Origin of the sequence: Methyloceanibacter marginalis (assembly GCF_001723295.1) — a bacterium.
Taxonomy (GTDB): Bacteria; Pseudomonadota; Alphaproteobacteria; order Rhizobiales; family Methyloligellaceae; genus Methyloceanibacter; species Methyloceanibacter marginalis.
In genome coordinates this window covers 1-17,807 of sequence record NZ_LPWD01000165.1, presented here as the reverse complement: position 1 = coordinate 17,807, position 17,807 = coordinate 1, and the positions used below count along the sequence as shown (strand labels likewise).

The 17,807-nt window shown below is 65.3% G+C and carries 17 protein-coding genes and 2 pseudogenes; 7 read left to right on the top strand and 12 right to left on the bottom strand.

Annotation, left to right across the window (positions count from 1 at the left end):
- The coding region (gene yajC / locus AUC71_RS06930) for a preprotein translocase subunit YajC (RefSeq protein WP_069623677.1) at window positions 1-254 on the bottom strand (254 nt) is incomplete at its 3' end.
- A gap of 137 nt (window positions 255-391) precedes the next feature.
- Between yajC and AUC71_RS06925 the strand changes: the two genes are divergently transcribed.
- The gene (locus AUC71_RS06925) at window positions 392-1,237 is read left to right on the top strand and encodes an ATP-binding protein (RefSeq protein ID WP_069623676.1); all 846 of its coding nucleotides are present in this window, start codon (window positions 392-394) and stop codon (window positions 1,235-1,237) included.
- On the opposite strand, the gene AUC71_RS06920 is transcribed toward AUC71_RS06925, so the two are convergent.
- Together AUC71_RS06920 and AUC71_RS06915 are read right to left on the bottom strand one after the other, a co-directional pair.
- Window positions 1,234-1,608 (bottom strand): murein hydrolase activator EnvC family protein, encoded by a 375-nt coding sequence (locus AUC71_RS06920; protein WP_069623675.1) that lies wholly within the window; start codon window positions 1,606-1,608, stop codon window positions 1,234-1,236. The two genes, AUC71_RS06925 and AUC71_RS06920, sit on opposite strands and share 4 nt — an antisense overlap.
- The gene (locus AUC71_RS06915; protein WP_069623674.1) at window positions 1,605-1,931 is read right to left on the bottom strand and encodes a LysM peptidoglycan-binding domain-containing protein; all 327 of its coding nucleotides are present in this window, start codon (window positions 1,929-1,931) and stop codon (window positions 1,605-1,607) included. The genes AUC71_RS06920 and AUC71_RS06915 overlap by 4 nt, the downstream gene beginning before the upstream one ends.
- Window positions 1,932-2,366: 435 nt before the next feature.
- Here AUC71_RS06915 and AUC71_RS20960 point away from each other — a divergent pair, with 435 nt between their 5' ends.
- A complete protein-coding gene (locus AUC71_RS20960; RefSeq protein WP_244500837.1) occupies window positions 2,367-2,573 on the top strand; it encodes a hypothetical protein in 207 nt (68 codons plus the stop codon).
- A 91-nt stretch (window positions 2,574-2,664) separates the two neighbouring features.
- Here AUC71_RS20960 and AUC71_RS06910 read toward each other — a convergent pair whose 3' ends face one another.
- From AUC71_RS06910 to serS, 3 genes are all read right to left on the bottom strand, one after another.
- Window positions 2,665-3,306, bottom strand: a complete 642-nt coding sequence (locus AUC71_RS06910; protein ID WP_069623673.1) for a protein-L-isoaspartate(D-aspartate) O-methyltransferase — start codon at window positions 3,304-3,306, stop codon at window positions 2,665-2,667.
- Between the two features lie 39 nt (window positions 3,307-3,345).
- Complete coding sequence (gene surE, locus AUC71_RS06905) at window positions 3,346-4,146, bottom strand: 5'/3'-nucleotidase SurE (RefSeq protein WP_069623681.1); 801 nt, start codon at window positions 4,144-4,146, stop codon at window positions 3,346-3,348.
- A gap of 186 nt (window positions 4,147-4,332) precedes the next feature.
- A complete protein-coding gene (gene serS / locus AUC71_RS06900) occupies window positions 4,333-5,802 on the bottom strand; it encodes a serine--tRNA ligase (RefSeq protein WP_069623672.1) in 1,470 nt (489 codons plus the stop codon).
- A gap of 220 nt (window positions 5,803-6,022) precedes the next feature.
- Between serS and AUC71_RS06895 the strand changes: the two genes are divergently transcribed.
- Window positions 6,023-6,757: an alpha/beta hydrolase gene (locus AUC71_RS06895; RefSeq protein WP_158007738.1), complete on the top strand. Its 735-nt coding sequence runs from the start codon at window positions 6,023-6,025 to the stop codon at window positions 6,755-6,757.
- Between the two features lie 122 nt (window positions 6,758-6,879).
- Here the strand turns inward: AUC71_RS06895 and AUC71_RS06890 are convergent, their stop codons facing one another.
- The gene (locus AUC71_RS06890; protein WP_083238161.1) at window positions 6,880-7,557 is read right to left on the bottom strand and encodes a ribonuclease HII; all 678 of its coding nucleotides are present in this window, start codon (window positions 7,555-7,557) and stop codon (window positions 6,880-6,882) included.
- A 77-nt stretch (window positions 7,558-7,634) separates the two neighbouring features.
- Entirely contained in the window at window positions 7,635-8,756 is a 1,122-nt protein-coding gene (locus tag AUC71_RS06885; RefSeq protein WP_083238160.1) for a PA0069 family radical SAM protein, read from the bottom strand.
- Window positions 8,757-8,829: 73 nt separating this feature from the next.
- Between AUC71_RS06885 and AUC71_RS06880 the strand changes: the two genes are divergently transcribed.
- The 4 genes and pseudogenes from AUC71_RS06880 to AUC71_RS22615 all read left to right on the top strand — a co-directional run bounded on the left by AUC71_RS06880 (window position 8,830) and on the right by AUC71_RS22615 (window position 12,603).
- Window positions 8,830-9,546 (top strand): TIGR04283 family arsenosugar biosynthesis glycosyltransferase, encoded by a 717-nt coding sequence (locus AUC71_RS06880; RefSeq protein ID WP_342021811.1) that lies wholly within the window; start codon window positions 8,830-8,832, stop codon window positions 9,544-9,546.
- Window positions 9,547-9,598: 52 nt separating this feature from the next.
- Entirely contained in the window at window positions 9,599-10,186 is a 588-nt protein-coding gene (locus AUC71_RS06875; RefSeq protein WP_083238159.1) for a TIGR04282 family arsenosugar biosynthesis glycosyltransferase, read from the top strand.
- Between the two features lie 99 nt (window positions 10,187-10,285).
- The gene (locus tag AUC71_RS06870; RefSeq protein ID WP_069623669.1) at window positions 10,286-11,218 is read left to right on the top strand and encodes a GGDEF domain-containing response regulator; all 933 of its coding nucleotides are present in this window, start codon (window positions 10,286-10,288) and stop codon (window positions 11,216-11,218) included.
- 340 nt (window positions 11,219-11,558) lie between these two features.
- Window positions 11,559-12,603, top strand: a pseudogene (locus AUC71_RS22615) (TIGR03032 family protein).
- 104 nt (window positions 12,604-12,707) lie between these two features.
- On the opposite strand, the gene AUC71_RS06860 reads toward AUC71_RS22615, so the two are convergent.
- The 4 genes and pseudogenes from AUC71_RS06860 to AUC71_RS06840 form a co-directional block, all read right to left on the bottom strand.
- Window positions 12,708-14,486, bottom strand: coding sequence for an autotransporter family protein (locus tag AUC71_RS06860; RefSeq protein WP_069623668.1), 1,779 nt, complete (start codon window positions 14,484-14,486; stop codon window positions 12,708-12,710).
- A gap of 279 nt (window positions 14,487-14,765) precedes the next feature.
- Window positions 14,766-16,238 (bottom strand): beta strand repeat-containing protein, encoded by a 1,473-nt coding sequence (locus tag AUC71_RS06850; RefSeq protein ID WP_141701517.1) that lies wholly within the window; start codon window positions 16,236-16,238, stop codon window positions 14,766-14,768.
- A 324-nt stretch (window positions 16,239-16,562) separates the two neighbouring features.
- A pseudogene (moaB, locus tag AUC71_RS06845) lies at window positions 16,563-17,119 on the bottom strand (molybdenum cofactor biosynthesis protein B).
- 140 nt (window positions 17,120-17,259) lie between these two features.
- On the bottom strand, window positions 17,260-17,807 hold a 548-nt coding region (locus AUC71_RS06840), incomplete at its 5' end, for a uracil-DNA glycosylase (RefSeq protein WP_141701516.1).

Sequence of the window (17,807 nt, the reverse complement as noted above, 5' to 3'; positions counted from 1 at the left end):
CACGCCTTCGCGACCTCGACCTGAATCTCGTTTTCCTCGACCTTAGTCACCTTGCCGAGGATGCCGCCCGAGGTCACCACGCTGTCGCCACGGCGAAGACCGGCGACCATCTCGCGATGTTCCTTCATCCGCTTCTGCTGCGGCCGGATCATCAGGAAATACATGATGCCGATGATCAGAATCGTCGGGACGAGCAGGCTGTTCAGCATCTCGAAGGTGCCACCGCCTGCTTGAGCGTATGCGAAACCGTCCATTGCTCGTGTCCCCTGCTTGGCTTAGGTAAGGCCGCTATCGGCCGGTTAGGCGTGTCTCGCGGCCTTGCGGGCAGGCTCTTATCGCGCGATTGGGGCGGACTATACTGAGCCTGAACGCCTTTGCAACGGGGCCTTGCATGAACTTTCAGGAGCCAGTCTCGGGACTTATGGAGCGGATCGCCCAGGCCCTGGAACGGCTTGGCCCGGCCCGGCCCCAGACGCCCGATTTCCGGACCGCGGACGCCTTCGTGTTTCAGGCCGAAACCGAGCGTTTTTCGCCCATCCCAGAGGTCAATCGCCTGCCCCTGCCGCTTCTGAAGGGCATCGACCGGAACCGCGACATCCTGCTCGCCAATACCGAGCGCTTCGCCCAAGGCCTTCCGGCCAACAACGCGCTTCTGTGGGGCGCGCGGGGCATGGGCAAGAGCTCCCTGATCAAGGCGGTGCACGGGGCGATTCCCGGCCTGAAGCTGGTCGAAATCCACCGGGAGGACATCGCGGCCTTGCCCCGGGTGCTCACTCATTTGCGCGCGGCGCCCGAGCACCGCTTCATCCTCTTCTGCGACGACCTTTCCTTCGAGGCGATCGACACCTCGTACAAGTCTCTGAAAGCGGTGCTGGAAGGCGGTATCGAGGGGCGGCCGACGAATGTGCTGCTCTACGCCACCTCCAACCGAAGACATCTGATGCCGCGCGAGATGGTCGAGAACGAGCGCTCGACCGCCATCAACCCGTCGGAGGCGGTGGAGGAAAAACTCTCGCTATCCGATCGTTTCGGGCTGTGGATCGGGTTCCACAATTGCAGCCAGGACGACTACCTCGCCATGGTGCGCGGCTACGCGGAGCATTACCGGCTCGGCGTTCCGCAGGAAAGACTCGACCGCGAGGCGCTCGAATGGGCGCGCGGCCGCGGCGGCCGCTCGGGCCGCGTGGCTTGGCAGTTCATCCAGGATTTGGCGGGGCGTCTCGGGACGGCGCTTTAGTCGGCCTGCGCCGCCATGCTGCTCATGTACTTCGTCGGATCGACGGGACGCGAGCCCTTGCGCAACTCGAAATGCACTTGCGGCTGGGAGACCGAGCCGGTGGTGCCCGCCTTGGCGATCACCTGACCGCGGCTCACCTTGTCGCCGCGCTTGACGAGCAGCTCCTCATTGTTGGCGTAGGCCGACACCCAGTTGTTGGCGTGGCGCACCAGCACGAGATTGCCGTAGCCCTTCAGCTCGCTGCCGGAATAGGCGACGACGCCGTTCTCCGCCGCCTTGACCGGGGTGCCTTGGGGCACGGAGATATTGATGCCGTCGTTATGTCCGCCGTCGGGCTTGGTGCCGAAGCCGGAGATCACGCGCCCCTTCACCGGCCAGCGGAAGCTCGCGCCCGACAGGGCTCCGGGTTGGGTAGCTGCGCACTGCTGGACACATCTTGCTGCGTGGGCGCCGGCGCCGTCTTGGCCGTGCTTTGCGTGGTGTCGCCGGCACCCGGCGCGCTGATCGTCGTTGTCTTGACCTTGCGCACGCCCGCCGCGTCCGCGACGGCGGGTGCACCCGCGCCTGCCGCGGGGATGACCAGCGTCTGGCCGATCTGCAGCGCGTCGGCGCGGACGTCGTTCCGCACCATGATGGCCTTCTCGGTGGTGCCGAGCTTCTCGGCGATGCTGTTGGGCGTGTCGCCCGCCTGCACCGTGTAGGTCGTCTCGCCCGCCGCGGGGTCAGCGAGGTTGGGGTCGGCGAGGCTTCGGGCGCAGCGGCGGCCACGCTTGGCGCTGGCGCAGGGCTCCGCGCGGCGGCGACATCGGCGCCCGGCATGATCAGGGTCTGGCCCACGCGCAGCCGCGCGTCAGGCAGGTTGTTGGCGGTCTGAATGGTGTTGATGGAGACGCCGTAACGCCGGGACAGGCTCGAGAGCGTATCCCCGCTCTGCACCTTGACCCGCGGGCCCGAGGCCTGAGTGACAGGCGGCGGCGCGGGCGGTTTGGAAGTCTGCGGCGAGCCGTAATAGCGTGCCTGGCCCGGCGAATAATTCGCGGTCGCTTGCGGCGGGGCGGCCGAGCGATCGCCGTAATACTGGTAGCGGCTGCCGTTGTAGACGGACTCCGACGGAACCGGGAGCGACGACGTGGTGGACATGTCGGCGCCGCTCGACTCGCTGTCGGCAAGATTCAAGGATGGGAAGTCGAAGCGCGAGACGCCCGAGCTACAGCCCGCTATCGTCAACGCAAGACTCAAACCCGCGATCACACCGCATGCGCCGCGGGCATACTCCGACCAGAACGCCACGCGCATCCCCCGATGGTCCCCTCGCAATACCCGTTGCGATCAGTAAAGCGCGCTGGCGGTAAACAACGCATTAAGCCTCTTCCCGCCGCTGCCTAAAAAGGAATCAGGGAACAACGCGTTAGGGCCCCGCCTCCGGCTCAGTCGCGCTTCACGCGCCCATGCACCAAAGGCACGAAGCGCACCGGCAGGAGCGGCGTCTCCACCAGCCCTTCCTCGGTCTTGTCGATCTGCACCAGCGACTGCGAGTCCCGCGTTTCGCCGAGCGGAATGATCATGCGGCCGCCGTCCTTCAGCTGGTCGAGCAGGGCCGCCGGCGCATCGAGCGCCGCCGCGGTGACGATGATGCGGTCGAACGGCGCTTGCGGCGGCCAGCCCAGCCAGCCGTCGCCGATGATCGTGGTCACGTTGTTGATCTTGAGCTCCGCCAGGCGCAGCTCGGCCGCCTTCTGGAGCTCCCGCCAGCGCTCCACGGTGTAGACCCGGCGGCAGAGATGCGACAACACGGCGGCCTGATAGCCGGAGCCGGTGCCGATCTCGAGCACCTTATGGGTCGGCTCCAGCGCGAGCTTCTCGGTCATGAAGGCGACCACGAAAGGCTGCGAGATGGTCTGGCCGCACTCGATGGGCAGCGCGATGTCCTGATAGGCGTGGTCGGAGAACGCCTCGTCCACGAACAGCTCGCGCGGCACGGTCTCGATGGCGCGCAGAACCTTAGGGTCGCGGATGCCGCGACGCCTCAGCTGCATGATCAGATTGACTTGGTCCTGTGCGCTCGCCATCCCGTCCACCTCCCTTCGAGGCGGCTTTTCGCGTGAGTATCAGCCGATTCGAGCGCGCGGGGGTAAGGATTTGGCTTTTTCGCCGAGAACGCCGGCAAGCGCTTCGAGCGAGTTGCTGTCGGTGAAGTCGAGGCAGAGCGGCGACACCGAGATCAGGTTGGAGCGCACCGCCCACAGATCCGTGCCCTTGGGCGGCTTGGCATTACGCTTGGCGATCCCGATCCAGTAATAGGCCTTTCCGCGGGTATCCATGCGGTCGTCGATGTCGAGCAGCGCCGTATCGCGCAAGCCTTGGCGCGTGGCGACCATGCCCTGAACCTCGTCCGGCTGGCAGTCGGGGAAGTTGACGTTGAGCACGGTGCCTTCGGCCCAGCCGGCGTCGAGCAGCTTGTGCATCAGCTCCGCGCCATGCTCCATCGGCGTCTCCCAGATCGGCGTGCCGTGATCGTAATTGCCGATGGCCAGGCTGAGCGCGATGGACGGCACGCCGAGCAGCGTGCCCTCGATGGCGCCGGCCACGGTGCCGGAATAGTTCACGTCGTCGGCCAGGTTCTGGCCGCGATTGACGCCGGAGAGCACGAGGTCGGGCGGCTCGTCTTTCAGCAGATAGCGCACACCCATGATGACGCAATCGGTCGGCGTGCCCTTGACCGCGTAACGGCGCTTGCCGAGCTCGCGCATGCGCAAGGGCTCGGCGAGCGTCAGCGAATGGGACGCGCCGGAGTTGTCGGTCTCCGGCGCCACGACCCAGACGTCGTCGGTGAGATCGGTGGCGATCTTCTCCAGCACGTCGAGGCCCGGCGCCTCGATGCCGTCGTCGTTGGTGAGGAGGATGCGCATCTTTTTGCGAGTCTGTTTCGGCACTTTCGCCGGTTTGTTCTTCTTCTGAGTCATGTCATCCACAATCCGTCATGCCCGGACTTGATCCGGGCATCCACACCGTTGCGCCGCAGCAAGCCGATAGGCCAATGGCATGGATTGCCGGGTCAAGCCCGGCAATGACGGCTTTAAGCGCGGAATTAATATTCATTTGGCAGCCTCGATCCTGGTCACGCCCCCCATATAGGGTTGCAACGCGTCAGGCACACGAACGCTCCCGTCCTCGTTCTGGTAATTTTCCAGCACGGCGATGAGCGCGCGGCCGACCGCCACGCCGGAACCGTTCAGGGTGTGCACGAACTGGGTGGCCTTGGAGTCCTTGGGCCGGTAGCGCGCATTCATGCGGCGGGCCTGGAAGTCGCCGCAGTTCGAGCACGAGGAGATCTCTCTGTAGGTGTCCTGCCCCGGCAGCCAGACCTCGATGTCGTAGGTCTTCTTCGCGGCGAAGCCCATGTCGCCGGTCGAGAGCACCACCACGCGGTACGGCAGGCCGAGCCTCTGGAGCACGGTCTCGGCGCATTTGGTCATGCGCTCATGTTCTTCGGCCGATTGTTCCGGCGTGGTCACCGAGACGAGCTCGACCTTCGAGAACTGATGCTGGCGGATCATGCCGCGGGTGTCTTTTCCGGCGGCGCCGGCTTCGGCGCGGAAGCAGGGCGTCCCCGCGGTCACGCGCATGGGGAGCTTGGCCTCGTCGGTGATGTCCTCGCGCACGAGATTGGTGAGCGGCACTTCCGCGGTCGGGATGAGCCAGCGTCGCGTTTGCACGGCACCAGCAAGATCGGCGAAATGCGCCATCATCGTAACAAACGCTCTGTCCGCATACTCTGCGACGGGATCTCTTTCCTTGGCTTCTGACGCGCGCTCCAACTGCTCTCTTATGCTGGGAGCAAGGCTTTTTAGATATTCGTTCGCAGCGTGCTGTATGTATTCAACGTTGGTTGCCACAAATTGGTCTTCTTCAAACTTCGGGAGTTGCGCGGTGCCGAACATGGTGTCGTCGCGCACGAGCAGCGGCGGGTTGACCTCGGTGTAACCGTGCTGGTCCGTGTGCAGGTCGAGCATGAACTGGGCGAGCGCGCGTTCGAGACGTGCCAGCTTGCCCTTCAGCACGACGAAGCGCGCGCCCGACAGCTTGGCCGCCGTCTCGAAATCCATCAGTCCGAGCGCCTCGCCGATCTCGAAATGCTCTTTCGGCGCGAAGGAGAATTTCGGCGGCGCGCCGACCTTGCGGAGCTCCACATTGGCGCTCTCGTCGGGACCGACCGGCACGCCGTCCGCCGGCATGTTGGGAATGCCGGCGAGCAGGTCGTGCAGTGCTTTGTCCTGCTCGCGTTCCTTGTCCTCGCCCTCCTGGATGGTCGCCTTCAGCCCCGCGACCTCGTCCATCAGGCGCTTGGCTTCGGCCTCGTCCTTGGCCTGCTTGGCCTTGCCGATATCCTTGGAGGCGGCGTTACGCGTGGCCTGCAGCTCCTGCAAAGCTTGAATCGTTTCGCGGCGTTGCTCGTCCATGGTGAGGATTTGAGTCAACGTGGCCTTCGGATCGCCGAAGCCGCGATCGCTCAGGCCTTTGACGAAGGCGTCTTGGTTGTCGCGGATCCATTTGACGTCGAGCACGGGGAAACTTCTCTTTCTTCGACTCGGGGGGTGGGTGCCTGGCCCCCGTATAAGGCCCGGCCGGGCCGTTGTCATGACCCCCGGCCTTCCCTGCGTCATTGCCGGGCTTAGGTCCCATCGATTTCCCTCCCCCTAGAAGGGGGAGGTCGGCGCGCTTGCGCGCCGGGAGGGGGGCCTTACAAAAAGACGGGGGTACGAAATTATGCCAAAAAACATCGTCATGGTGCACGGGGCCAATTGCGGTGGCTGGTGCTTCGATGAGTTCCGCAAGGTGTTCGAGGCGCGCGGCTTCACCTGCCACGCACCCGACCTGATCGGCCACGGCGCCGAAAAGGAGACGGGGAGAAACATCTTGGCCAGTGTAGGCATGGCCGACTACCGCGCCCAAATGACGGCCTTCGTGAAGGCGCTGCCGGAAAAGCCGATTCTGCTCGGCCATTCCATGGGCGCGGTCATTGTCCAGCAGCTCGCCTCGGATGGCCTTGCCGAGACGCTTGTCCTGGCGAGCCCGGCGCCGCGCGCCGGCATCGTGCCGCCCACGGATCCTGAGAAGCAGCTCTGCCAGGATCTCATGAGCATCGGGCCGTTCTGGACGCGCGCGCTCGATCCGAACTTCGATCTCGCGTGCCACTACACGCTGAACCTATTGCCCAAGGACGAGCAGCGGACCGTGTTCGATCGGTTTGGCCCGGAGTCCGGCCGGGCGCTGTTCGAGACGTTCTTCTGGATGTTCGACCGGACCGGCGCGACGATCGTCGACACCGGCGCGGTCCGCTGCCCCGTGCTCTGTCTGTCGGGTGCGCAAGACAACATCGTGTCGTTGCAGACCGCCAAGGAGACGGCGGGCGCGTATAAGCAAGCCGAGTTCTGGGAGCTGAAAGATCACGCCCACATGCTGCTGATCGAGCCCGGCGCCGAAAAGATCGCCGCCCGCATCGCCGATTGGCTCGGTTAGTCCGGCGTCTTTTTAACCAACAGATCCGTCATGGCCGGGCTTGTCCCGGCCATCCACGATTTTCTTTCTGGCCGATACGTGGATGCCCGGCACAAGGCCGGGCATGACGAGGCCCAGCAGCGCTAGATGGTCGGTTCGAATTCGCCGCGCTTGGCGAGAATGCGCATGGCCCGCTGGATGGGTGCGAAGGAGCGGCGGTGATGCGTGCACACGCCATGCTTCTGGACGGCGCGGGCGTGCTCGGGCGTGCCGTAACCCTTGTTGCTCTCCCAGCCATAGCGCCGGTACCGCTTGGCGAGCTTCACCATGATGCGGTCGCGGGTGACCTTGGCGATGATCGAGGCCGCCGCCACCGACAATGAGATGCCGTCGCCGCCGACCACGGCGCGCGCTTTGCCGGGGAAACGCTTCGGGATCATGTTGCCGTCGATCAGGGCTGCGGCTTGCGGCACCTCAAGGCCCCGAAAGGCGAGCCGCATGCCCCACAGGCTCGCTTGCAAAATATTGTCGCGGTCGATGCGGCGGACATGCCCGATGGCGATGGCGACTGAAAGCCGTGGCCATGATCTCCGCGTAGCGGTCCTCCCGGCGTCCGGGGTCAGCAGCTTCGAATCGTTCAGGCCTTCCGGGATGCGGTCGGGATTGAGGATCACCGCCGCCACGACCACCGGCCCGGCCCAAGGCCCACGGCCCGCCTCGTCGATGCCGGCCACGGGCAGTCCGTGCAAATCCATCATCTCCGCCTCGAGATCGAAGCTCGGCGGGCAAGGAGCGGGGAGCGATTCTGCGGGCAGTCCCATGAGGAGGGACTGTCCGACAAATCGCGCGTCTCATGCAACAGCGCCGGGCTAGGGCAGGTCGGCTCTTGTGGAAAAGCCTAGAGCAGACTGAGCTGTTGGCCGGGACGGACGGGCGGCGTGAACAGATCCGTGCGCAGCGCACTCCGCTTGTTGAGGCCGAGCCGCTCGGCGGCCATCTGGAAGCGGCGGCCGATCATCCAGGCGTAGGGCCCGTCGCCTTCCATGCGCTCGCCCCATTTCGCCTCGTAGAGCTTGCCGCCGCGCGTCTGGCGCATCAGCGACAGCACCCGGTCGGCGCGGTCCGGGCAGTTGGCGCGCAGCCACTCAACAAAGAGATCGCCGATCTCGAGCGGCAGCCTGAGCAGCACGTAGCCGGCCTCGGCCGCGCCCGCCACGGACGCGCGCTCCAGAATGCGCTCCATTTCCGCGTCCGTCAGGCCCGGGATCACCGGCGCCACCATGACGGAGGTAGGCACGCCCGCGGCGCTCAGTTTCTCCACCGTCTCCAGCCGCTTCTCGGGCGTCGAGGCGCGCGGCTCCATGGCCCGGGCGAGCTTGTGGTCGAGCGTGGTCACCGACAGCGCCACCTTGACGAGGCCGCGCTCGGCCATCGACTGCAAAATGTCGAGATCGCGCAGCACCAGCGCCGATTTGGTGACGATGCCGACCGGATGGTTGGTGGCGTCGAGCACTTCGAGGATACGCCGCATGATGCGGTAGCGCCGCTCGATGGGCTGATACGGGTCGGTGTTCGAGCCGATGGCGATCATGCGCGGGCGATAGTTCGGCTCGGCGAGCTCGCGCTCCAGCGCCTGGGCCGCGTTGGTCTTGGCGAACAGCTTCGTCTCGAAATCGAGCCCCGGCGACATGCCGAGAAAGGCGTGGGTCGGCCGCGCGAAGCAATAGATGCAGCCATGCTCGCAGCCCCGATAAGGATTGATCGAGCGGTCGAAGCCGATATCCGGGGATTGGTTCTTGGTGATGATCCGCCGGGCCGGGACCTCCTGCACCTCGGTCTGAAGCGCCTCGAGATCGCCGAGCGTCTCCCAGCCGTCGTCCACCGGCTCGTAGGCGATCGGCTCGAACCGCCCGGACCGGTTGGTCTGGGCGCCACGGCCATGCCTGCGGCCATAAGCGACCCCGCCCGCCTCGGGCGAGACGCTCTCGAATTCGCCTGGTTTTCTCAGCGCCACGCTCATGCCTGCTATATAGGATCGTACGGGGAACAAATCAAGAACATAGTTCCAAGAACGCGGACGTGACGATTGCCGCGTGAAGGGCAAACGCTATAGTCCGCCGATGATTTCCGTGGTCATCCCCACTTTTAATGCTGCGCCCACTTTGGTTCATACCCTGTCGGCGCTGGTGCCTGCCGTGGTGGATGGGGTGGTCCAGGAGGCGATTATCGCCGACGGCGGCTCGACCGACGACACCTCTGTCATCGCCGATGCCGCGGGCACGCATCTGGTCCAGTCGGAACGGGGCCGCGGCACCCAGCTCGATGCCGGCGCGGCCATCGCCAAGGGCGACTGGCTGCTCTTTCTCCATGCCGACACGGTGCTCGAGCCCGGCTGGGCGGACGAGGCGGCGAGCTTCATCGAGCGCGTCGGGAGCGGACGCCGCAAGCAAGCGGCCGCCTATTTCCGCTTCTCGCTCGATGACGACGGCTTCATGCCGCGCCTGGTCGAGATGCTGGTGAGCCTGCGCTGCGCGTTGTTCGCCCTGCCTTACGGCGACCAGGGTCTGCTCATCTCCCGCGCCCACTATGCCCGGCTCGGCGGCTTCCGCCCCTTGCCGCTGATGGAGGACGTGGACCTCGTGCGCCGGCTCAAGCGCCGGGAGCTGGTGGGCCTGAAGTCGCGCGCGGTGACCAGCGCCCAGCGCTACCGCACCGAAGGCTATTTCTCGCGCGGCTTCCGCAATCTCGGGCTCATGGTGCTTTATTATCTGCGCGTGCCGCCGCGGTACCTTGCCCGCCTCTATGGCTAGGGCTCGGCGGAAGCGGAAAGCCTCCGTCTCTTTCGCGCCTCGTCTCATCGTCATGGCCAAGCGGCCTGTCGCGGGCGCTGTGAAAAGCAGGCTCGCGCGCGGCATCGGCTCCGCCGCCGCGCTGCGATTCTATCGGACGACCCTTGCGCACACCCTGCTGCGGCTCGGCAGAGATCCACGCTGGCGAACCTATCTCGCGGTCACGCCGGACGTGAGCTTGGCGGAGTCCTGCTGGCCGTCCGCGCCGATGGTCACGCGGGTCCCCCAAGGTGGCGGCGATCTCGGTGCGCGCATGCAAGGCCTGGTCGACCGCATGCCGCCGGGGCCCGTGATCATTGTCGGCAGCGATATCCCGGCGGTGCGGCCGCGCCATATCGCCAAAGCCTTTCGCCAGCTCGGACATGCGGATGCCGTGTTCGGGCCGGCGCAAGACGGCGGCTATTGGCTGGTCGGCTTCAAGAGGCGGCCGCGACGACTTGTCTCATTCGAGAATGTCCCGTGGTCGACCGGACAAGCGCTCTCCGCCACGCTCGCAAATCTGCACGGGCGAATTCTCGCGTTCTCCTCGACACTTAACGATGTCGATACGGCGCAAGACTACAAGCGCGAGCGCGCGTGCGCGGAACGCCTTTTTCGGTAGCCGCCTGATGCACGTCAGAGCAACCGGCGCGCGTTTAAAACAACTTTAACGGGATATTGCTAGGGCCATGGTTGAGTAGACCGGGGGAGCTACCAGCCTATGCGCATCGCACTCGTCGATCCCAGCCGCACGACACGTTTGATCGTCACGCGCCTGCTCGAAGCGCGCGGCCATGCGGTCGTTCCCTTTGGCGACGAGCGCGAAGCGCTGGAGCAGATCAAGCTCGACCCGCGCATCGACGCCGTGATTACCAGCGCCGAGCTTAGCCATATGACAGGTCTCGAGCTCTGCTGGGAGACTAGGCTGCTCGCGACCTGCAAGCGTCCGATCTACGTACTGATGATGTCTTCGCAATACGACCAGCGAAACCTGGTCGAGGCGCTGGATTCCGGCGCCGATGATTTCATAGGCAAGCCGCCTCTGGCCGAGGAACTCTACGCGCGTCTGCGCGCCGCCGAGCGCATTGCCTCGATGCAGCGGGAGCTGCTTCGCCTCGCCACCACCGATCCCCTGACCGGTCTGTGCAATCGCCGCGGCTTCTTCGAGCAGGCCATCGAGGCGCGCTCGCGGACGCTTCCCGACGGCAAGCTGTCCGCCATTCTCCTCGACATCGACAATTTCAAGCACATCAACGATTCCTACGGTCACGAAGCCGGCGACGAGGCCATTCGCGCCTGCGCCGAGGCGGCGCGTTTCGACGAGGCCATCGCCGGGCGTCTCGGCGGCGACGAGTTCGCGCTTCTTTTGGAGCGCCCGCTGCCGGCCTCTATCGAGATCGCGAAGGATTTGCGCCGCCGTCTGGCGTCACGGCCGGTCGATACGCGTAAGGGCCGCATCACGCTGACCTGGAGCATCGGCGTCGGCGAGGCCCAGCCACAAGACAGCGTCGATCAACTTCTCGCCCGTGCCGATGCCGCGCTCTACAGCGCCAAGACGCAAGGCCGGAACCGCGTGGCGGCCGCGCCCGAGGGTCTGCGCATCGAGCAGACCGTCGCCCAGCACGGCATCGCCCGCGCCACGGCCTGCGCCTGACTTTGATCTCCCGCTCCCCTTGGGGGAGAGGTGGAGGCCCGTCGTAGGCCGGAGGCCGGTAGCGCGCTTAAATTGCGCTCAAGTAGGCCAGAGGCCGGTAGCGCATCAGAAAAGCCAGGTGAAGCGCCTTGGACGGCCTCGGGCCACGGCCTGTCATTCTGTTCGCCGGCGGGCTAAACCTAGCCTCTGATCGCAAAAAGGGCGGGGGCATGAACGAGCGCGACGGCGAGCCGTCACCAGCAAGCGAGGAGAAGCCGGACTCCGCCGCCGCTCCGGAGAGCGAGGCCTCTCTCGCCGAAATGGCGGGGAAGCCGCGCCGGAGCAACAGGTCAAATATTCCATGTCGCCGGGGCTGCCGAACTTCCTCGGCAGCAACAGGATCGGCCTCGCCATCTCGTCTTATCAGTCGGGCAAGTTCTACCTGCTCGGCCAGAACAAGGACGGCGGCCTCCTCGTCGACGAGCGCTTCTTCCGCAAGGCCATGGGCATTTGCGTAGCCGACAAGGACACGCTGCTGCTCGCCACCCTGTTTCAGATCATCAAGTTCAAGAACGTTCTGAACGAGGGCCAAGAGGTCAACCACGTCTCGACAGCTGCTACGTGCCGCGCGAGCTCTATGTCACCGGCGAGCTCGACGCCCACGATGTCGGCCGGCTCAAGGACGGGCGCATCGTCTTCGTCAACACGACCCATAACTGCCTCGCCACCACCTCAGAGCGCCACAGCTTCACGCCGCTGTGGAAGCCGCCCTTCGTCTCAAAGATCGTCAAGGAGGACCGCTGCCATCTGAACGGGCTCGCCATGGAGGAGGGCATCCCGCGCTACGTCACCGCGGTCTCGAAATCCGACACCATCGACGGCTGGCGCGACCGCAGATTCGACGGCGGCATCGTCATCGACGTGGCTACCGGCGAGATCGTCATCGGCGGCTGTCCATGCCCCATTCGCCGCGGGTCTATAATGGCAAGCTCTACGTGCTCAATTCGGGCACCGGCGAGCTCGGCTGGGTCGAACCGGCGGCGAAGGCGGCGGACGCCAAGTTCCATGTGGTGGCGTTCTGTCCGGGCTTCGTGCGCGGGCTTGGCTTCCACGGCAATTTTGCATTCGTCGGCCTGTCCAAGCCGCGCTACGAGCGCTTCGAAGGGCTGGCGCTCGATAAGAAGCTGAAAGACGCGGACTCCGAGCCCTGGTGCGGCGTGCAGATCATCGATCTCAGCACGGGCGCTTGCGTGCATTGGTTCCGCATCGACGGCGCCATCGGCGAGCTTTACGACGTCGCCGTGGTGCCTGGCGTCACGCGCGCCATGTCGCTGAGCTTCGCCTCGAACGAGGTGCTCGGCCTCGTCACCCACGATCCGCTCGGCGAGGGCCCGCCGGCTTGGTGATAACTCTCCTGCGTCATGCACGGACTTGTTCCGGGCATCCAATGGGGCAGAGCGGCAAACTCACTATTGGATTGCCGGGACGAGCCCGGCAATGACGAAGAAGATCAAAAGAGCCAGGTGAAGCGGCCTTTGACGCCGTTATCTGTGACGCCGTTGCCGAATTGCCCGGTGTAGGACATGCCGGCGGTGGTGTTTGCACCGAGCGCGAGATCGAGTCCCGCGTCGATCAGCGCCGAGTCCTCGGCGAGCGGCACGCCCTCGATGCCGAAACCGATGCCCGTCGAAGCAAACGCCAGCGCCGCGCCCGGCGTCACGTCGTCGAAGGCGTGCTGCCAGGCGGCGGAGATGTGCGGCACCACCTGTATGCCGCCGAACTGCATCGTGGTCGCAGCGCGCAGGCCCAAAGTCGAGTAGCCCACGTCTTGGTCGAGATCGACGCCGCGCAAACTCGCAAGCGCCCCGCCGTGCTCCCTGAAATTGTCCGTGTCGATGGAGACGAATGCGAGACCGCCGAAGGGCTCCACCGCCATGCCCGCAAGTTGCGTCGGATAGGCCACCTCGCCGAAGATCTGGCCGGTGTCGGCATCGTAAGAGGCTTTCTGCCGCTCGAAGAAGCCGGGGAACACCACGGCGCGGGAGGTGTCGATGCCGTTCCAGGCCCACATGCCGCCGCCGCGCAGGGCAAAGCTGCCTGCCAGGCCGCCGAGATAGCCGCCCAGCGTGTAGCTCTCGACATCGGCGGACGAATAGCGCGCATCCACGTCCACATTGGCGAACGAGGCGCCGGTGGCGAGACCCGCCCGCCACGAGTCCGACACAGCTGCGTCCATGCCGGAGACGAAGCCGCCGAGGTCGCGGTCTGCCGTCGCGGCGTTGCCGTCGCCGTTGAAGTCACCCCAGGCGCCATAGGCGCGCGTCCAGAAGGCGAGCGACTGAGGTTCCGGCGAGACAAGAGCCTTGCCGTCATAGCCTAGCGCATACGCTTGGGCATCGAGCGAGGCCATTTGCGGGCCGCCCGCCGACAAAGCTTCACCGGAATGGCTCGCCTGCATCAAGCGTCCCAGCACTGCCTCGCGCACATAGCGCGAGTCGTCGGCGAGCGTGCCGGCGACGGTCGCATGGATCTCGCCGCTAAGCGCATCGAACGCCTGCCGCGCGCCGGAAGCCGTCTGGTTCAGCACGGCGAGGAACAGCGCGTTCGTCGTCGGGAATTGGTCGAGGGCGGTCGCGACATTGCACTGGTTTCGCGTCCGCGCCACGGAGCAGAAGTCGGACGTGTTGCGCTCGAGCGTCAGCACCACGTCGTTGCCGGTGCCGCCATTGTAGACGACCGTCGGCACCAAGAAGGCGAGGCTACTCGTCACCGTGGCGAAGCTTCCCGTCACCGCGTCGCTGCCGTCATTGTCGATGATGACGTAATCGGTGCTCGGCTTATAGTTCCCGTTCGCCGCGAGCACGCGCAACGTGGCGCCGGTCAGGTTCACCGTCCCGTTGACGATCACCTTGTCGCTCTCACCCGCCGCATTCACTTCCACCTCGTAGACCGTTCCGGCGCTCAGCGTGAAGGCGCCGTTGACCGTCATGGTGCCGATGGAGTTGCCCGGCGCCAGCGTGCCGCCGTTGACCGTGAGATCGCCGAACGTGCCGGTGCCCATCACCGTGCCGCCATTGACGGTAAAGGGGGCGGTGGTGCTGCCGGTGAAGCTCCAAGCGCCGTTGTCCACCTCGAACACCTCGAAGCTCCGATACTGCTTGGTGTTCGTGCCCGTGTCGATGTTGGAGAGATTGAACGCACCAGCGCCGGTGCCGGCAAAGCCGAGTGTGTCGGTGCCGGTTCCGGCCAGCACATTGCCGTTGATCGTGGCGCTCGGATGCAGTTCCACCCGGTTGTCGTAAGCTCCCTCCTGATCGAGTTTGACAGCGCCGCCGCCGGCGGCGCCGTTGAGGACGCCCGAAACGGTGACGCTGGTCGGCGCCGAATAGGATTTGATGGCATAGCCGTCCCCGTTGGCGGTTACGGTGGAGTTCCGGCCGACCGCGATGGAGGTCGAGGGTCCGCCATTGACATAGATGCCGTCGCTGTCTTGCCCAGTGCGTTGCCGTTGGCGGTGATGTTGGTGCGCCGCTGCCGGTGCTGAGGGCTGCGATGCCCGCTTTGGCTCCTATACGTTTGAGCCTGCGCCCGTGACGATGTCCAGCTCGGTGCCGTTGATGTTGAAAGCATTGATGCCGTTGGCCGAGGTGCTGTTGACGGCGCCATGGACCTCGATGCGCTGCACGCCGCTGCCGCTGTTCTGGGAGAAGATGCCGGCATCGGCCGCGGTCACCGTTGAGCCCGCGCCGATCGTGACGGTCGAGTCCGTGCCGTAGTTCTGCGTGAGGATGCCGTTGCCGCCGGAAGTGATGTCGCCGTTGGCGGTGACGGTGGTCGCGCCGGTGCCGTTGTTGGTGGCCAAGATGCCCGTGTCGCCGCCGCTGACCGTGGTGCCGGCGCCGGTGGTCACGGAGAGATTGGTCCCGTAGGTCGCGCTGGCGATGCTGACGTCGATGCCGCCGCCGGTATTGCCCGTCACGTCGCCATGGGCAGTGATGCTCAACGCACCGCTCTGAGTGCCGCCAGCAATGCCGTCGATGCCGCCGTAGACTGAGGCGCCATATGCGGTAGTGACGCTAGCGCCGGCATTGGCGTCAATGAAGATGCCCTGAGTGCTCGTGCCGGTGACGTCACCGTTCGCCTCGATCGTCCAGGCCCCGCTGCTGGCGCCGCTCTTCGTGTAAATGCCACGGCCACCGCTCACCGCGCCGTTTGTCGTGATGTACCCATTGCCGGTCCCCGTGAGTCTTGCGTCGATGGTGCCGGTGCCGGTCGAGCCGATAAGTTCGCCGGCGGCGATGATGCGCAGATCGCCGCTGCCGGCGTTTGCCGCGTAGATGGCCGTGTCGCCGCGCACCTTGGAGCCGCTCTCCGTGGTCACCGTGAGGTCGGTGGTGTCGGCGTAGTTCTTTGCAGAGATGCCTGTGGGGTAGCCGTAAACATAGCCCATGACGGTGACGGTCGTGTATCCGGTGCCCTTGTTGCTGGCAGAGATACCGCTGTCATTGCCCTGGACCGTGCCCGTCCCGGTTGCCACGATAATGTTGGAGCCGTAGTTCAGCGCCATGATGCCTGAGCTGCTGAGCCCGGTTGCCGAGACGTTGCCGTCGGCAGTGATGGAGATGGCGCCGGTACCGGCGTTGTAGGCGGCAATGCCGTATTCGCTGCCAGTCAACGTGCCGTCGGTGTTGATGGTGATGCTGCCCGGTGTCCCGCCGTCGTCGCCCTTGACGTTCATGCGCAGAGCGGCGGTCGCGGCGTCAAGGGTCGAGTTGTTGGCGTCGGTGAAGGACAGGTCGCCATAGGCGTCGATGTTCACGCCGTAGGGGTCGGGGGTGATGACGCTGAAGCCGGCCTCGGTGCTCACTGTCGCGTTGTTGACGGTGATGTTCTGCTGAGTGCCATTGATGTCGGAGCAGGTATAGGTCGACCCTCCGGAGTTGACGCATGCTGCGTACGCCCGGCCGCCATATCCGGTCAGCGTCCCCACGATCATCGTCGTTGAGAGCAGGATTTGCCGCCGTAGGGCGCGCGCAGGCATGGCTGTCCCCCAGCGCCCGACTCCACGCGCGGCGCCTAGTCGTGTTGAGACACGTTTTTTGCCCGAACGGTTGACGCTACGAGCGCCTTGATGGGGGAGAGCAAACGCTCTCGATAATGCAGAGAAGACGCTGGCGTTACGTGGCGCGCCGTTCCCAACCCCTTGCCATATGGTCCGCTGGCTCAGCCAGCATCGTCAGCCTGCTGAGGATCACTGATTCGCGGGCCGGGAGGCAAGAATCGGTTGTACAAATTGCGGATTTGCAATCGACTTGTGGCCGAAAGGTCACAGCCAGAAGTGGCAGAAAAACCGCCCCAAAACACCTCAGCCCGCCTTCGCCTTCTTCTTTTTGCTCTCGGTGAGGCGCGGCATGATCTCGATGAACGAGCAGGGCCGGTGGCGGTTGCGAGCTGGAACTTGAGGATGCCTTCCCAGGCGTCCTTGCAGGCGCCCGGTGAGCCCGGCAGCGAGAAGATCAGCGTGCCCTTGGCGAGCCCGCCGCAGGCGCGGGACTGCGCCGTCGAGGTGCCGACGGTCTGATAGCTCAGCATGTGGAACAGGACGGAGAAGCCTTCGATCTCCTTGTCGAACAGCGGGCGCACGGCTTCCGGGGTGACGTCTCGTCCGGTGAAGCCCGTGCCGCCCGTGGTGATCACCACGTCGACGTCCTTGGCTTTGATCCACTTCTTGACCTGCTTGCGGATCTCTTTCTCGTCGTCGGGGGCGACCGCGTGCTCCGCCACCGCGTGACCGGCCTCGGTGATCATACTGGCAAGCAGCGGCCCGGACTTGTCCGTCTTCGGCGTGCGCGTGTCGGAGATCGTGAGCACCGCGATGCGTACGGGAATGAAGGGGCGGCTCTCGTCGATACGCGCGGTCATGTGTCGCTTCTTTCTCTGGGTGTCATGCCCGCGGACGCGGGCATCCGGTAAACTCAGGGCTTGATCATTCTCTCACGCAGTGTCGGCAAACGTCAGGCACAGATTATCCCTCCCCCTTTCAGGGGGAGGGAGTCAAAAGGCTACGTCTCCAGCCTCTCTTTCAGCATCAGCAGGTCGCGCCAGGCATAGCGCTTCTCCTCCGGCTTCCGCAGCAGATAGGCGGGATGCAGCGTCGCGAGCGTTGGAATGTCGCGGTCGCCGTTCTTCACGATCTTCCACTTGCCGCGCAAGCGCATGATGCCTTCGCTCACGCCGAGAATATGCTTCGCCGCCGCGCCCCCGAGCAGCACCATCACTTGCGGATCGAGCAACTCGATCTGCCGCGACAGGAACGGCGCGCAGGATTCGATTTCCTGCGCCGTCGGCGTGCGGTTGCCGGGCGGGCGCCAATAAATCGTGTTGGTGATGTAGACGTGGCTCTCGTCGAGGCCGATCGAAGCGAGCATGCGGTCGAGCAGCTTGCCCGCGCGGCCGACGAAGGGCTTGCCCTGGATGTCCTCGTCGCGGCCGGGCGCCTCGCCGATCAGCATAATGCGCGCGGTGTCGCTGCCGCGCGAGAAGCAGGTGTTCTTGGCCGTGCGCTTCAGCGCGCAGCCCTCGAACTGGGCGACCAGCGTCTCGAGCTCGG

Excerpts from the sequence above, each read along its gene's own strand:
- AUC71_RS06890 (WP_083238161.1), bottom strand. The coding sequence starts at position 7,557 with ATGGGACTGCCCGCAGAATCGCTCCCCGCTCCTTGCCCGCCGAGCTTC.
- AUC71_RS06925 (WP_069623676.1), top strand. The coding sequence starts at position 392 with ATGAACTTTCAGGAGCCAGTCTCGGGACTTATGGAGCGGATCGCCCAG.
- AUC71_RS06895 (WP_158007738.1), top strand. The coding sequence starts at position 6,023 with ATGGTGCACGGGGCCAATTGCGGTGGCTGGTGCTTCGATGAGTTCCGC.
- AUC71_RS06870 (WP_069623669.1), top strand. The coding sequence starts at position 10,286 with ATGCGCATCGCACTCGTCGATCCCAGCCGCACGACACGTTTGATCGTC.
- AUC71_RS06885 (WP_083238160.1), bottom strand. The coding sequence starts at position 8,756 with ATGAGCGTGGCGCTGAGAAAACCAGGCGAATTCGAGAGCGTCTCGCCC.
- surE (WP_069623681.1), bottom strand. The coding sequence starts at position 4,146 with ATGCGCATCCTCCTCACCAACGACGACGGCATCGAGGCGCCGGGCCTC.
- AUC71_RS06875 (WP_083238159.1), top strand. The coding sequence starts at position 9,599 with ATGGCCAAGCGGCCTGTCGCGGGCGCTGTGAAAAGCAGGCTCGCGCGC.
- AUC71_RS06850 (WP_141701517.1), bottom strand. The coding sequence starts at position 16,238 with ATGCCTGCGCGCGCCCTACGGCGGCAAATCCTGCTCTCAACGACGATG.
- AUC71_RS06910 (WP_069623673.1), bottom strand. The coding sequence starts at position 3,306 with ATGGCGAGCGCACAGGACCAAGTCAATCTGATCATGCAGCTGAGGCGT.